Consider the following 14734-nt stretch of genomic DNA (forward strand, 5'->3'; position numbering starts at 1 on the left):
CCCGGTCGATAGATTTGCGGCCAGTTTCAACGACATGCCCGGACGACCCGATGACGACTAATGAATTGGCCTTGCTGGCGGATGCAGCCGATCGCGCGGCGGCTTACATCGCCGGCCTCCGGGATCGCCGCGTCCATCCCGACGAAGACGCCATCGCCGGTCTGACCCGGTTCGAAGAAGCGCTGCCGGCCGAGGGCCGTCCCGCCGAAGAAGGCCTGGCCTTGCTGGACGAGGCCGGCTCGCCCGCCACGGTGGCGAGCAATGGCGGGCGGTACTTCGGTTATGTCGTCGGGGCCGCGCTGCCCGCCGCGGCGGCGGCCGACCGGCTGCTCGGTGCCTGGGACCAGTCGGGCGGATCGCCGGCCGGGACGGCGATCGAGGAGGTCGCGGCGCGATGGGTGCTCGACATCCTCGATCTGCCCGCGGAAAGCGCGGTCGGCTTCGGCACCTCGGCCTCAGCGTGCGCCGTGGGTTGCCTGTCCACCGCGCGGCGCGTGCTGCTGGCGCGCGCCGGATGGTCCGTCGAGGAAGCAGGACTCGTCGGCGCGCCGCGCGTGCGCGCCGTGGTCTCCGCGCACTGCCACGTCACCGTGCTGAAGGCGTTGCGGGTGCTGGGCTTCGGATCGCGCGACATCATCCGCGCGCCGACGGACGCACACGGACGGGTGGACCCCGCGCGGCTGCCCGCGATCGACGCCCTGACCGTGTTGTGCCTGCAAGCCGGTGAAGTCAACACCGGCGAGTTCGACCCATTCCTGGAGATCGTTCCCGCGGCTCGGCGCGCCGGTGCCTGGGTCCATGTGGACGGTGCCTTCGGGCTGTGGGCGCGGGCCTCGGGCCAGCACCGCGCGTTGACCGACGGCGTGGATCAGGCGGACAGCTGGACGGTGGACGGGCACAAGTGGCTGAACACGCCCTACGACGTGGCGATGTCGATCTGCGGGCACGCGGGGGCGCTGGCGGAGACGCTGAACAGCGACGCGCATTACGCGCCCTCGAGCCCGCGGGCGCAGCGGAACCTGACGCTGGAGTTCTCCCGCAAGCCGCGGGGCATCCTGGTCTGGGCGGCGTTGCGGGCGCTGGGCCGCAGCGGCGTCGCCGCGTTGGTGGAGCGGCACATCGCGCAGGCGACGCGAGTGGCGGAGACATTGCGCTCGGCGGGCTTCGAGGTGCTGAACCGCGTGGTGCTGAACCAGGTGCTGGTCCGCGGTCCCAACGACGAGGCCACGCATTTCATCCGAGCGGCGGTGGAGCAGTCCGGCGACGCCTGGTTCGGTGCGAGCCAGTGGGAGCAGCGGGTCGCCTTCCGGCTCAGCCTGTCATCCTGGCGGACCGGCGAGGACGACGTCGAGCGGCTGCTGACCGCGCTCCTTCGGGCGCGCGACGAGGCGCGTCGCGCCGGCCTGTGGCCGGACGAATCCTGAGCCTTTTCCGGCCCCGTTCCTCGACGTTCCCGACCTCCTCATAGACTTCGCTCATGCATCGCGCCGCCTGGCCCCCGCTGACCCGCTGAATCAGCGCCCGCGTTCCTTCGCGGGTCCATGACCTCCCTCCGCGGCGCCGAGCGCGCCGCGGCCCGGTCGCGCACGCCTGGGGCCCTTCGGCCCGCGGCAGCGACCGTTCAGCACACATCCATCCCATGTCTCTCTTCGACTCGGCCGTCTCGCACGGCATCGGTCTGCTGCCCCGTCCGCTCGTCCAACGGATGGCGGCCCGTTATGTCGCCGGCCCGCGGGTGGCCGATGCCATCGCCTTGTCCCATCGCCTGATCAGCGATGGTTTCCCCGTCACGCTCGACGTTCTCGGCGAATCCGCGCGCGACCTCGCGGATGTCGAGGCCGCTGAGCGCGCCTACCTCGCCTTGCTCGATGAACTCGCGGTCGGGCATCTGGCGGCGGACATCTCGTTGAAGCCGACCGCCTTGGGTCTGCTGCTGGATCCGTCGCATTGCGAAGCGTCGATCGGGCGCATCGCCGCGCGGGCGAGGGCGCTCGGACTCACCGTCTGCCTGGACATGGAGGACAGCCGCTGCACGCAGCTGGAGATCGACATGTTCCTGCGACTGCGCGCCGCGGGCGCACCGGCCTCGCTGGCGCTGCAGGCCTATCTGCTCCGCACCGCCGGGGACGCGCCGGCTCTCGCGCAGGCCGGCCACCCGCTGCGGATCTGCAAGGGGATCTACACCGAGCCTTCGGCCCTCCTGGTGCCCGGCGCGGCCGATGACCGGCGGCGCATCAACGCGCCGTTCCTGGACGCGGTGCGCGCCTGCTTCGAGGCCGACGTGTTCGTGAGCATCGCGACGCACGACGAGGCGTTGATCGAAGCGGTGCTGGCACTCGCTGGACGTCACGCGGTGGACAACGCCCGCTTCGAGCTGCAGATGCTGCTCGGCGTCTGCGAGCCGCTGCGCGAGTCCCTCCGGGACCGCGGCGTCACGGTGCGGGTCTACGTGCCCTTCGGCGCCGACTGGTACGCGTACTGCGTGCGCCGCCTGAAGGAGAACCCGCGCTTGGCGGGCCAGATCGCGCGCTCGATCTTCCGTCGCTGAACGTCCGGACGCTCGCGTGTCCGGCTTCGGCCTTCACGCGAGCGCCTGCCGTTGTCCCATCCCTTTCAAGCCTTGAAGTCACCATGAGTTCCACAACGACCGGCCTGTTGGCCGTCACCCTGAAGCAGTCGATGGCCAATGCCATGAAGATCGACGGCGCGCTGTCCGCCGCGCTCGTCGACTACCGCAGCGGCATGTGCCTGGCCCAGGCCGGCACGGGCGTCAACCTCGATCTGGCCGCCGCCGGCAACACGCAAGTGATCCGGGCGAAGCTGCAGACGATGGAGAGCCTGGGCCTGCGCAAGGGCATCGACGACATCCTGATCACGCTCACGGACCAGTACCACCTGATCAAGCTGATGAGCAACAACACGGGGCTGTTTTTGTACCTGGTGCTGGACAAGGCCAAGGGGAACTTGGCGTTGGCGCGGTACAAGCTGACGGATATCGAGCGGGCGTTGCAGTTGTAGGAAGCTGGGACAGCGATCTGCGTTTGCCCTTGGAGGTCGCAAACCTCCTGGGTTCACGGTGGCCGGTTCACCCGACTGCGGGGATGAACTGCTTCGTCATCGAGAACCCCGCGCTGGACATCGACGTGAGGGACATCATCTGGGGGCTGCCGTTCGGGGTGGTGCTGTTGATCTGCATCTTCCCCACATCGCGACGGGGTTGCCGGATTTGGTGATGGGCAAGCTGGTGGTGGGGCATTGAGTGGTCGCGGACGAATGTGGCCACCTGAAGGCAGTCCAGTTCGCGATCGATGATGGGGTGTGGGCACGACGCACGACGATGTCGCAAGACCTGCCCCCATCCACCGAGCCGGACAGACTCACGCCCCCAATGGCAACCACGTTGATGTGAAAGACAGCTGGCCAGGAGGCGTCACACGGTGCACTGCCAAAGCAAGTTGAACTTACACGTGCTGAAAGAAGGCGGTCGCATCACGCACACAGCGACTTGCCGGAGGAATTGCGACATCGTGCGTCTCATCTTCAGTCTCAGCGCGCGGCATAAAACCCAATTAGATTGCGGCTACTGGTGGTGCAATGATTTCTGAGCTGGATATCATTCCCAACGCCTTCACGAATCCACCGTCGCAGAATGAGTCGCAAACGGCCAAACCGCGAAAGAGGGCAGTGCGCCAGTCATTCACACCAAAATTCTTGAGATGCCCATTGGCGGTTCCACGCAAGTATCGCTTCAATCCCTCGGAGCCGCCTTCGTAGGCCATAGAAAAGGAAAACTCGTGCTCACTGAGGTGAATGTTTACCTGCTTTGCATATTTTTTGCGCAGATCGAATTCGACGAGGTGTTCTTTCAGCCTAGAAAACAGCTCGTCGTCCATTCCATCCTGGTGCTCGATGGAGAAGGAGACGTCCAATCCCCCCGATTCGGGGTCTAGTACAACATTGGCTCGCAAGAAGTCGAACTTCGCAACCGACTCTAAGTAGGTGTGAAGCTGGTGCTCCGAAGCATTGTCTGAGGGCGACTTCCGCTTTCCTGTGTTGCACGGGTGGCAGCACGGAACAAGATTCAGAGCAAAGATGCTGAGAAGCTTGTACCGTCCTCGCTGAAGATGATGATCTAAGTCGGAAATTGGTGCGAAGCCGCAGTAGGGGCAGTAGTCAGCCAAATTCTTGATGTCGGCGCGCAATCTGCGCAATCTTCGACCGTCTTGAACGAGGCTGTAGGCATCATGCAAAAGTGTGTAGAGCTCAGCCCGCTGTCCAGTCGCTTCCATAGCAGCTGATGGACGCCCAAGCCCTTCTTCATACTGCTTGTAGAGGTCAACCAAGAAGTCCTTTTCCGCCTCAGTGACCTCCCCATTCTGGAATGCCGTATCGAGGTGCGCTCTGGCATCGAACTCCTTCAGCCGAGGGAGATTCCACATCATGTGGACGCTCCATCGGTCTGTTTAGAAAGAACATAGGCTCTAGCTTGATTGCTCATCACGCCGTTTAGAAAGAGTGCTTCGATTGCTTCCAAAGACTTGTGCTCTTCAATGACCTTGTCGAGTACGTTGTGGAAATCTGTCGCATTGCTTTCCATCCCAAAGACTTGGGCTGTGATGAGGCCGATGCTCTCTCCGAAAGTCTCGCTGAGAAGAGGACGGACGGAGATCCGGTCATCTTCGCGGCGGACCACGTGGACATGCTTGGCCAAACATTCCTGAACAACAACCGGGGAGTGTGTGGCCACCAGAGCCGACGATTCGAATTTTTTTAGCACATACCTTAGGGAGTGCATCATTGCCGATAGCAGCGGCGGATGGAGATGGGTTTCAGGTTCATCAAAAAGAACTAATGAGCGGCTCTCAAGCCTTGCAATGAGCCCATAGATGACCAAGATGGCAATCTTGTGGCCAGTGCTTCGCTGCCGGAACCAAGCAATCGCTTCCAGTTCGCTTCGGGTCGCAGGGCTATTCGCCCACTCCTCCGAAACCAGACCCATCTTTAGCTTATTGAGTGCGACCTGCAGAATCCCCAGCCGGTTGGCGTCTTGCTCAATTTGTGAGCGATAGGTTGCAAAGTCAGCGACCAGTTCACTGATTGACTTCAAGTAAGTTGAGGCGACGCGGTCGGCGTCTGCAGTGCTATCTCCAAGTGAGGCACTTGGCAGGTCCGAGATGGAGACTCCAGCCTCGGCGGCGAAGTTGCGGAGTCCAATAAATGCGAATCGACCGATGCCACTCTGCATGTCCTTGGCTATTTGCGCAACATTGCGTGCGTCAGAGCCAGGGAGCCTGAAGCTGTCGAACGGACTAAATGCGATTGTGACGATGCGCGGGAAGCCGACTCCTGCTGGCAGCATAGTCCCGAGGTCTGAGTGTTGATTCCCGCGCGATCCTGACCCACCGTTTCCATCCAATCTTGACCCACCCTTGTTCAAGCCTTTGAGGCTCAGGCTGTGGGTAACTTCTTGGTCTTGGACTCCTTGGGGGTGGGTTGTGCAGAGCTGTTCTTGAACCGGTAGCTCTCGTTGCCGGTTTCAAGGATATGGCAGTGGTGGGTGAGGCGGTCCAGCAGGGCGGTGGTCATCTTGGCGTCGCCGAAGACGCTGGCCCATTCACTGAAGCTCAGGTTCGTCGTGATGACGACGCTGGTGCGCTCGTAGAGCTTGCTCAGCAGGTGGAAGAGCAGCGCCCCGCCGGAGGAGCTAAACGGCAGGTAACCGAGCTCGTCGAGGATCACCAGGTCCATGTGAGCCAGCCGGTGCGCCATCTGGCCGGTCTTGTTGTTCAGCTTCTCCTGCTCCAGCAGGTTCACGAGCTCCACCGTGGAGAAGAAGCGCACCCGTCGCCGGTGATGCTCCAAGGCCTGCACGCCGATGGCCGTGGCCAGGTGGGTCTTGCCCGTTCCTGGCCCGCCGACCAGCACGACGTTCTCGGCCCGGTCCATGAACTCACCGCGGTGCAACTGCTTCACCAGCGCCTCGTTCACCTCGCTGTGCGCAAACTCGAAGCCCGCCAGATCTCGGTAAACCGGGAACTTGGCCTGCTTGAGCTGGTACGCGACGGCACGCACCTCCCGCTCGGCGGACTCGGCCTTGAGCAACTGAGCCAGGAAGGGCTGCGCGGCTTCAAACGCCGGCGCGCCTTGCTCGGCCAGGTCTCCCACGGCCTGCGCCATGCCAAACATCTTGAGCTCCCGCAGTGCGGTCATGAGCCCGTTGGTTGCTGAGTCACGCATTGCGGACCTTCCTTTCTTCGCGCAAGGCGTCATAGCGGTTCACGTTGGCCTGCGGCTCGTTGGTCAAGCGCAGCGCGTGCGGGGCGTCCACGGGCGGTGGCGCGGCCTTCCCGTCCACCAGCCGGTGCAGCACGTTGAGCACGTACATCTTGGTCGGCACGCCGACCTCCAGAGCCAGCTCGACAGCCGCCAGCACCGCCTGCTCCTCGTGGTGCAGGACCAGCGCCAGGACGTCGACCATCTCCCGGTCACCGCCAGGCTTCTTGAGCAGTTCCGCCTGCAACCGTTTGAAGGCCTTCGGCAGCTCGACAAACGGCGCGCCGTTGCGCAACGCGCCGGGCTTGCGCTGCAGCACCGCCAGGTAGTGACGCCAGTCGAAGATCGTCTTGCCGAGCGTGTCGTGCCGGCGGTCGATGAACCGCTGGTGCTCGCAGATGATGTTGCCCTCGGCCGCGACGACGAGCCGGTCTGCGTACACGCGCAGGCTCACCGGCCGGTTGGCGTACGACGCCGGCACGCTGTACCGGGTGCGCTCGAAGGTGACCAAGCAAGTCGGCGAGACGCGCTTGGTGTGCTCGATGAAGCCGTCGAAGGGGCGCGGCAGCTGCATCAGCAGCGGTCGCTCGTCCTGCCAGACGTCATGCACGGTACCGGGCAGCTTGCCATGCGAGATCTCGGTCCACAGCGCCTTGCAGCGCTCCTCCAGCCAGGCGTTGAGCGCGTCCAGCGACGGGAAGGCGGGCACGGGTTGCCAGAGCCGGTGCCGGGCGTCGCGCACGTTCTTCTCAATTTGGCCCTTCTCCCAGCCCGAGGCCGGGTTGCAGAACTCGACCTCGAAGAGGTAGTGGCTGACCATCGCGGCGAAGCGCGCATTGACGTCGCGCGCCTTGCCGCTCAGGACCTTGTCCACGGCGGTCTTCATGTTGTCGTAGATGCCGCGCTTGGGCACACCGCCAAACACGCGGAAGGCGTGGTTGTGAGCGTCGAACAGCATCTCGTGGGTCTGCAGCAGGTAGGCCCGGATGTAGAAGGCCCGGCTGTGGCTGAGCTTGAAGTGCGCCACCTGCAGCTTGGTGCGCTCGCCGCCGAGCACGGCCCAGTCCTCGCTCCAGTCGAACTGGAAGGCCTCGCCGGGCTCGAAGACCAGCGGTACGAAGGTGCCGCGGCCGGTCGTCTTCTGGGCCTCCTGGCGCTTGAGCGCCCAGTCCCGCGCGAAGGCGGCCACGCGGTTGTAGGAGCCGTCGTAGCCGAGCTCCATGAGCTCGGCGTGCATCTGCTTCAAGGTGCGCCGCTGCTTGCGGTTCTTGCCGGACTCGGTCTTGAGCCACTGGGCCAGCTTCTCCGCGAACGGATCGAGCCGGCTGCGGCTCTCGCGCTTGGCGTACGACGGCTCCTTGTCGTCGCTGCGCAGGTACTTCCGGATGGTGTTGCGAGACAGGCCGGTGCGTCGGGCTATCTCTCGGATGGACAACTGCTCACGCAGGGCCCATCGCCTGATGACACTTAGTGTCGCCACGTCAATCACTCCAATGCTCCTGCCGCAAGTTGCGGCAGGCTAGGGTTCATACGTGGGTCAGGTTTGAACGGAAATCAGTGCGGTCGGTGGGTCAGGATTCGGCGGCAATCAACATTTTTAGGGGACTTGATCGAGCGCTTCACGACTGGGGTCAGGTTGTGCCTACGCTCGTAGACTTTTTGAGTTTTCGGCGTTCGAAAACAGCGAAAAGTCTGCGCTCGTAGACATTCTGAAAGCTGGCCGGCAAGAGCCGGAACTTCACAAGTTTCGCAAACCGGGCGGTCTACCTTCGCAACCCATCGCAACTTCATCGTTGCCCCTAGGCCTTTAGGCTGCGAACATTGTGAACTTCCCAATTTCACAACCTGCAATGGACTGGCCTACTGCGCTGTCGAGCGCTTCTTCGACGGAGATGCTTCGCAGCGAGCTGGTGCTGCCGCGTCACGCGAACCACTACGGCACCCTGTTCGGCCCTGAAGCGCTCTCCTGGCTCGGCCAGAACGCCCACATGGTGGCCACGCGCTTCTGCCACCAGGACATCGTCATGGTCGCGGTCAAGGACGTGCAGTTCCTCGCCCCGGTCCCGGTAGGCTCGGTCCTCCACATCCACTCCCGTGTCTCCCGCGTCGGCGGCACCTCGATGACCGTCGAGGTCCACGCCCGCATCGACAATGCGGCCCCTTCCGACGTCCTCCGCGCCACCTTCGAGATGGTCGCCGTCGCCGCCGGCAAGCCTTGCCGCATCACCCCTCGCACGCCGTCCGAGCCGCAGACGCTAACCTCGTCTGCATCGGACCTCTGAGCCATTCCGCCTTCCGAATTCCTTCCCAGATTCCATCTCCAGGAGACATCCCCATGAGCGACACCACGACCGCGAACGCGGCAGCCGCCCCCGCCTTCAAGCCCAAGAAGTCCGTCGCCCTGTCCGGCGTCGCCGCCGGCACCACCGCCCTGTGCACCGTCGGCCGCACCGGCAACGACCTGCACTACCGCGGCTACGACATCCTCGAACTCGCCGAACGCTGCGAGTTCGAAGAAATCGCCCACCTGCTCGTCCACGGCAAGCTCCCCAACGTCGCCGAACTGCGCGCCTACAAGGACAAGCTCAAGGCCCTGCGCGGCCTGCCCGCCGCCGTCATGGACGCGCTCGAAACCCTGCCCGCCGCCGCCCACCCGATGGACGTGATGCGCACCGGTGTCTCCGCCCTCGGCTGCTCGCTGCCCGAGAAGGACGACCACAACCTCCCAGGCGCCCGCGACATCGCCGACAAGCTGATGGCCTCCTTCGGCTCCATGCTGCTGTACTGGTACCACTACAGCCACAACGGCCGCTCCATCGACGTCGAAACCGACGACGACTCCATCGGCGCCCACTTCCTGCACCTGCTCCACGGCAAGCCGCCCACCAAGAGCTGGGAACGCGCGATGCACACCTCGCTGATCCTCTACGCGGAGCACGAGTTCAACGCCTCCACCTTCACCGCCCGCGTCATCGCCGGCACCGGCTCCGACATGCACTCGGCCATCGCCGGCGCCATCGGCGCCCTCCGTGGCCCGAAGCACGGCGGCGCCAACGAGGTCGCCTTCGAGATCCAGAAGCGCTACGACACCCCCGACGAAGCCGAGGCCGACATCCGCCGCCGCGTCGAGGCCAAGGAAGTCGTCATCGGCTTCGGCCACCCCGTCTACACCGTCTCCGACCCCCGCAACGAGGTCATCAAGAAGGTCGCCCACCACCTGTCCCAAGACGCCGGATCGACCAAGATGTACGACATCGCCGAACGCCTCGAGAAGACGATGTGGGACGCCAAGAAGATGTTCCCCAACCTGGACTGGTTCAGCGCCGTCAGCTATCACATGATGGGCGTGCCAACCGCCATGTTCACCCCGCTGTTCGTCATCGCCCGCACCAGCGGCTGGGCCGCCCACGTGGTCGAACAGCGCCAGGACAACAAGATCATCCGACCCAGCGCCGTCTACACCGGCCCGGAAGACCAGGTCTTCGTCCCGCTGGCACAGCGCCCCTGAGAAGCCGGTCGACCCCATCGACCTCGATGACCGCGATGACCGCATGAGAGAAGTTTCAGAGATGCCAGCCACGACGCCCGCACCCACCATCGCCTCGGCGATCCCGCTCAACGAGCAATGGCGCAAGCCGCTGGCCGGTACCGCGCTCGACTGGTTCGACGCGCGCGCCGCCGTCGAGGCGCTGCGCCCCGGCGCGTGGGAACGCATGTCCTACACCGCCCGCGTCCACGCCGAGAACCTGGTGCGCCGCTGCGAACCCGCCGCGCTCGACGAGAGCCTGCTGCAGCTCGCGGACGGCAAGGCCGATCGCGACTTCCCCTGGTACCCGGCGCGCGTGGTCTGCCACGACATCCTGGGCCAGACCGCGCTCGTGGACCTGGCCGGCCTGCGCGACGCGATCGCCGATCAGGGCGGCGATCCCGCCAAGGTGAACCCGGTCGTGCCGGTGCAGCTGATCGTCGACCACTCGCTGGCCGTCGAGTGCGGCGGCTTCGATCCTCAAGCCTTCGAGAAGAACCGCGCGATCGAGGACCGCCGCAACGAGGACCGCTTCCACTTCATCGAGTGGTGCCGCACGGCGTTCCGCAACGTCGACGTCATCCCGCCGGGGAACGGGATCATGCATCAGATCAATCTGGAGCGGATGTCGCCGGTGGTGCACGTGGACCGCGGCGTCGCCTATCCCGATACCTGCGTCGGCACCGACAGCCACACGCCCCACGTCGACGCGCTCGGCGTGATCGCCGTCGGCGTCGGCGGCCTGGAAGCGGAGAACGTGATGCTCGGCCGCGCCTCGTGGATGCGCCTGCCTGACATCATCGGCGTCGAGCTCACCGGCCATCGCCAACCCGGCATCACCGCCACCGACCTGGTGCTCGCGCTCACCGAGTTCCTGCGCAAGGAGAAGGTCGTCGGCGCCTACCTGGAGTTCTATGGCGACGGCGTCTCCGGACTCACTCTCGGCGACCGCGCCACCATCTCCAACATGGCGCCCGAATACGGCGCCACCGCCGCGCTGTTCGCCATCGACGAGCAGACCCTGACCTACCTGCGCCTCACCGGGCGCGAGGAAGCGCAGGTCCAGCTCGTCGAGACCTATGCGAAGGCGGCAGGACTCTGGTCCGGTGAAGGCAACACGCTGTCCGGCGTCGCCTACCCGCGCGTGCTGAAGTTCGACCTGGCCAGCGTCGTGCGCAACATGGCTGGTCCGTCCAACCCGCATCGCCGCCTGCCGACCTCCGCGCTGACCGAGCGCGGCATCGCCGGCCCGTGGACCGAAGAACCCGGCCGCATGCCCGATGGCGCCGTGATCATCGCGGCCATCACCAGCTGCACGAACACGAGCAACCCGCGCAACGTCATCGCCGCGGCGCTGCTCGCGCGCAATGCGCGTCGCCTCGGCCTGACGCGCAAGCCGTGGGTGAAGACCTCGCTCGCGCCCGGCTCGCGCGCGGTCACGCTGTACCTGGAGGAAGCCAGCCTGCTCGGCGACCTGGAAGCGCTGGGCTTCGGCGTCGTCGCCTATGCCTGCACCTCGTGCAACGGCATGTCCGGCGCGCTGGATCCCGCGATCGATCGCGAGATCGTCGAGCGCGACCTCTACGCCACCGCCGTGCTCTCGGGCAACCGCAACTTCGACGGCCGCATCCACCCGCGCGCCAAGCAGGCCTTCCTGGCCTCGCCGCCGCTGGTGGTCGCCTACGCGATCGCGGGCACCATCCGCTTCGACATCGAACGCGACGTGCTCGGCGTTGTCGAGGGCCGCGAGATCCGCCTGAAGGACCTCTGGCCCGAGGACGACGAGATCGACGCGCTGGTGCGCGCGAGCGTGAAGCCGGAGCAGTTCCGCAAGGTCTACGAGCCGATGTTCGCGATCACCGCGGCCTCGGCCACCCAGACCGAGCCGCTGTATGACTGGCGCGCGCAATCGACCTACATCCGCCGCCCGCCCTACTGGGAAGGCGCGCTGGCCGGCGAACGCACGCTGCGCGGCATGCGCGCGCTGGCCGTGCTGCCGGACAACATCACCACCGACCACCTGTCGCCGTCCAACGCGATCATGATGGACTCGGCCGCCGGCGAGTACCTCTTCAAGATGGGCCTGCCGGAGGAGGACTTCAACTCCTACGCCACCCACCGCGGCGACCACCTGACCGCGCAGCGCGCCACCTTCGCCAATCCGACGCTGAAGAACGAGATGGTCCGCGGCGCCGACGGCGAGGTGCTGGCCGGCTCGTTCGCGCGACTGGAGCCCGAGGGCCAGGTCATGCGCATGTGGGAAGCCATCGAGACCTACATGGAGCGCCGCCAGCCGCTGATCATCGTCGCCGGCGCGGACTACGGGCAGGGCTCGTCGCGCGACTGGGCCGCGAAGGGCGTGCGCCTCGCAGGCGTCGAGGCCATCGTCGCCGAAGGCTTCGAACGCATCCACCGCACCAACCTGATCGGCATGGGCGTGCTGCCGCTGGAGTTCCTCGCGGGAACGACGCGTCTGACACTCGGCCTGGACGGTTCGGAAACCTACGACGTGCAGGGCGCGCTGTCGCCGCGCGCGACGCTGACGGTGATCGTCCATCGCCGCAACGGCGAGCGCATCGAAGTGCCGGTGCGTTGCCGCCTCGACACCGCCGAGGAGGTCGAGGTCTACCAGGCCGGCGGCGTGCTGCAGCGCTTCGCGCAGGACTTCCTGGCGGCGGCGGAAGCGGCCTGAGTGGTCTGTGGTCAGGCCCGAACAACGACGGAAGCAGTCATGAGTTTTCTCCCTCAAGTGAAGATCCCCGCGACCTACCTGCGGGGCGGGACCAGCAAGGGCGTGTTCTTCCGCCTGGAGGATCTGCCCGAGGCCGCGCGTGTGCCCGGCGCCGCGCGCGACCGGCTGCTGATGCGCGTCATCGGCAGCCCCGATTCCTACGGCAAGCAGATCGACGGCATGGGCGGCGCAACGTCGAGCACCAGCAAGACGGTGATCATTTCGCGCAGCACGCAACCAGGGCACGACGTCGACTACCTGTTCGGCCAGGTGGCGATCGACACCGCGCTGGTCGACTGGTCCGGCAACTGCGGCAACCTGTCGGCGGCCGTCGGACCGTTCGCGATCCAGGCGGGCTTCATCGATGCGGCCACGCTGCCGCGCGACGGCATCGCCACCGTGCGCATCTGGCAGGCCAACATCGGCAAGACCATCGTGGCCAAGGTGCCGATGCGGGACGGTCAAGTGCAGGAGAGCGGCGACTTCGAACTCGACGGCGTGACCTTCCCGGCGGCGGAGGTCGAGCTGGCGTTCCTCGATCCGGGCAATGACGATGCGGACGGCGACGACGCCGGCGGCGCGTTGTTCCCGACCGGCAACGTCGTGGACGTGCTGACGATGCCGGAGGACCTCGTCCCCGGCGGCCAGCTGCGCGCGACGCTGATCAACGCGGGCATCCCGGCGGTCTTCGTCGACGCGAAGGACCTGGGCTACTCGGGCACCGAGCTGCAGGACGCGATCAACGGCGACGCCGCGGCGCTGAAGCGGCTCGAAGCGATCCGCGCGCACGCCGCGCTGCACATGGGCCTGATCAAGACACTGGACGAGGCGAAGACCCGGCAGCACACGCCGAAGCTGGCCTTTGTCGCGCCGCCGGTGAGCTATCGCTCGTCGGCGGGCAAGACCGTCGAGGCCGGCGACATCGACGTGCTGGTGCGCGCGATGTCCATGGGCAAGCTGCACCACGCGATGATGGGCACGGCGGCGGTGGCCATCGGCACCGCGGCCGCGATCCCCGGCACGCTGGTGTGCGAGGCCGCGGGCGGCAAGGCGCTGCCGGCGGTGCGCTTCGGCCACCCGTCGGGCACGCTGCGCGTCGGCGCGGAAGCGGTCCAGGAGGGCGGTCAGTGGCGCGTGACGCAGGCGGTGATGAGCCGCAGCGCGCGCATCCTGATGGAAGGCACCGTGCGCGTGCCCGCCGAGTCGCTGTGAGCGCTTCCCGTTGATCTCGCCATCGAGATCTCCATCGAATTCGAATTCAGACAATCAAAGAGAACTGACATGACATCGACCCGCAAGACGCTGCGCGCGCTGGTGAACGAACGCCGTGGCGTGCTGGTGCCGGGCGCGTTCAACGCGCTGTCGGCCAAGGTGATCGAGGACCTCGGCTTCGAGGCGATCTACGTGACCGGCGCCGGCGTGACCAACATGTGGTTCGGGCTGCCGGACCAGGGCTTCATGGGCCTGTCCGAGATCGCCGACCACACCGCGCGCATCCGCGACGCGGTCAACCTGCCGCTGATCGTCGACGCCGACACCGGCTTCGGCAACGCGCTGAACGTGCGTCACACCGTGCGCGTGCTGGAACGCGCCGGCGCGGATTGCATCCAGCTCGAAGACCAGGTGGCGCCCAAGCGCTGCGGGCACTTCACCGGCAAGGAGGTCATCTCGACCGAGGAAGCCGTGAGCAAGATCAAGGCGGCGGTGGATGCGCGGCGTGATCCGGACTTCCTGATCATGGCCCGCACGGACGCCTGCGCGACGCAGGGCTTCGAGGCCGCGATCGAACGTGCGCAGCGCTTCGCCGAAGCCGGCGCGGACATCCTGTTCGTCGAGGCGGTGACGAAGGCGGAAGAGATCCGCGCGCTGCCGCAGCGCCTGTCGACGCCGCAGCTGATGAACATGGTCATCGGCGGCAAGACCCCGATCACCGATGCGAGCGAGCTGCAGCAGATGGGCTACGGCGTCGTGCTGTACGCCAACGCCGCGCTGCAAGGCGCGGTGGCGGGGATGCAGAAGGCGCTGGGCGTGCTCAAGACGCAGCGCCGCATCGACGAGGATCCCAACCTGGTGATCCCGTTCGCCGAGCGCCAGCGCCTGGTGAACAAGCCGGAGTGGGATGCGCTGGAGAAGAAGTACACCTGAGCCCCTCTTGCTCCCTCTCCCGCTTGCGGGAGAGGGCAGGGGTGAGGGCCAGCGGCCTC

General features: G+C 66.0%; 13 protein-coding genes. 9 read left to right on the plus strand and 4 right to left on the minus strand.

Translation table 11 applies throughout. The features are described 5' to 3' along the window. The first annotated feature begins 50 nt into the window (after nucleotides 1-50). The 4 genes from ACQ859_RS05730 to ACQ859_RS05745 all read left to right on the plus strand — a co-directional run bounded on the left by ACQ859_RS05730 (nucleotide 51) and on the right by ACQ859_RS05745 (nucleotide 3233). On the plus strand, nucleotides 51-1424 hold the full coding sequence (locus ACQ859_RS05730; RefSeq protein ID WP_431264948.1) for a pyridoxal phosphate-dependent decarboxylase family protein: 1374 nt from the start codon (nucleotides 51-53) through the stop codon (nucleotides 1422-1424). A 215-nt stretch (nucleotides 1425-1639) separates the two neighbouring features. Further along, a complete protein-coding gene (locus tag ACQ859_RS05735; RefSeq protein ID WP_431264949.1) occupies nucleotides 1640-2548 on the plus strand; it encodes a proline dehydrogenase family protein in 909 nt (302 codons plus the stop codon). Between the two features lie 131 nt (nucleotides 2549-2679). After that, nucleotides 2680-3018 carry a hypothetical protein gene (locus tag ACQ859_RS05740; protein ID WP_431261328.1) on the plus strand — a complete coding sequence of 113 codons (339 nt, stop codon included), beginning with the start codon at nucleotides 2680-2682 and terminating at the stop codon, nucleotides 3016-3018. An 83-nt stretch (nucleotides 3019-3101) separates the two neighbouring features. Continuing rightward, complete coding sequence (locus ACQ859_RS05745; RefSeq protein ID WP_431264950.1) at nucleotides 3102-3233, plus strand: hypothetical protein; 132 nt, start codon at nucleotides 3102-3104, stop codon at nucleotides 3231-3233. A 336-nt stretch (nucleotides 3234-3569) separates the two neighbouring features. On the opposite strand, the gene ACQ859_RS05750 is transcribed toward ACQ859_RS05745, so the two are convergent. The 4 genes from ACQ859_RS05750 to istA all read right to left on the minus strand — a co-directional run bounded on the left by ACQ859_RS05750 (nucleotide 3570) and on the right by istA (nucleotide 7762). Further along, on the minus strand, nucleotides 3570-4442 hold the full coding sequence (locus tag ACQ859_RS05750; protein WP_431264951.1) for a hypothetical protein: 873 nt from the start codon (nucleotides 4440-4442) through the stop codon (nucleotides 3570-3572). Then, a complete protein-coding gene (locus ACQ859_RS05755) occupies nucleotides 4439-5359 on the minus strand; it encodes an AAA family ATPase (protein ID WP_431264952.1) in 921 nt (306 codons plus the stop codon). The genes ACQ859_RS05750 and ACQ859_RS05755 overlap by 4 nt, the downstream gene beginning before the upstream one ends. An 89-nt stretch (nucleotides 5360-5448) precedes the next feature. Beyond that, the gene (gene istB, locus ACQ859_RS05760; protein WP_431263345.1) at nucleotides 5449-6237 is read right to left on the minus strand and encodes an IS21-like element helper ATPase IstB; all 789 of its coding nucleotides are present in this window, start codon (nucleotides 6235-6237) and stop codon (nucleotides 5449-5451) included. Beyond that, complete coding sequence (istA, locus tag ACQ859_RS05765) at nucleotides 6230-7762, minus strand: IS21 family transposase (RefSeq protein WP_431264602.1); 1533 nt, start codon at nucleotides 7760-7762, stop codon at nucleotides 6230-6232. Before istA ends, istB begins: the two co-directional genes overlap by 8 nt. Before the next feature lie 361 nt (nucleotides 7763-8123). Here istA and ACQ859_RS05770 point away from each other — a divergent pair, with 361 nt between their 5' ends. The 5 genes from ACQ859_RS05770 to ACQ859_RS05790 all read left to right on the plus strand — a co-directional run bounded on the left by ACQ859_RS05770 (nucleotide 8124) and on the right by ACQ859_RS05790 (nucleotide 14675). Further along, entirely contained in the window at nucleotides 8124-8555 is a 432-nt protein-coding gene (locus ACQ859_RS05770; protein ID WP_431264953.1) for an acyl-CoA thioesterase, read from the plus strand. Between the two features lie 53 nt (nucleotides 8556-8608). Next, entirely contained in the window at nucleotides 8609-9781 is a 1173-nt protein-coding gene (gene prpC / locus ACQ859_RS05775; RefSeq protein ID WP_431264954.1) for a bifunctional 2-methylcitrate synthase/citrate synthase, read from the plus strand. Between the two features lie 61 nt (nucleotides 9782-9842). Continuing rightward, nucleotides 9843-12491, plus strand: coding sequence for a Fe/S-dependent 2-methylisocitrate dehydratase AcnD (gene acnD, locus ACQ859_RS05780; protein ID WP_431264955.1), 2649 nt, complete (start codon nucleotides 9843-9845; stop codon nucleotides 12489-12491). A 39-nt stretch (nucleotides 12492-12530) separates the two neighbouring features. Next, nucleotides 12531-13742 carry a 2-methylaconitate cis-trans isomerase PrpF gene (gene prpF, locus ACQ859_RS05785; protein ID WP_431264956.1) on the plus strand — a complete coding sequence of 404 codons (1212 nt, stop codon included), beginning with the start codon at nucleotides 12531-12533 and terminating at the stop codon, nucleotides 13740-13742. Nucleotides 13743-13811: 69 nt separating this feature from the next. Further along, on the plus strand, nucleotides 13812-14675 hold the full coding sequence (locus ACQ859_RS05790) for an isocitrate lyase/PEP mutase family protein (protein WP_431259397.1): 864 nt from the start codon (nucleotides 13812-13814) through the stop codon (nucleotides 14673-14675). Nucleotides 14676-14734: the final 59 nt, after the last annotated feature.

The sequence above is a fragment of the Roseateles chitinivorans genome (genome assembly GCF_050632235.1).
GTDB classification, from domain to species: Bacteria; Pseudomonadota; Gammaproteobacteria; order Burkholderiales; family Burkholderiaceae_C; genus Roseateles; species Roseateles chitinivorans_A.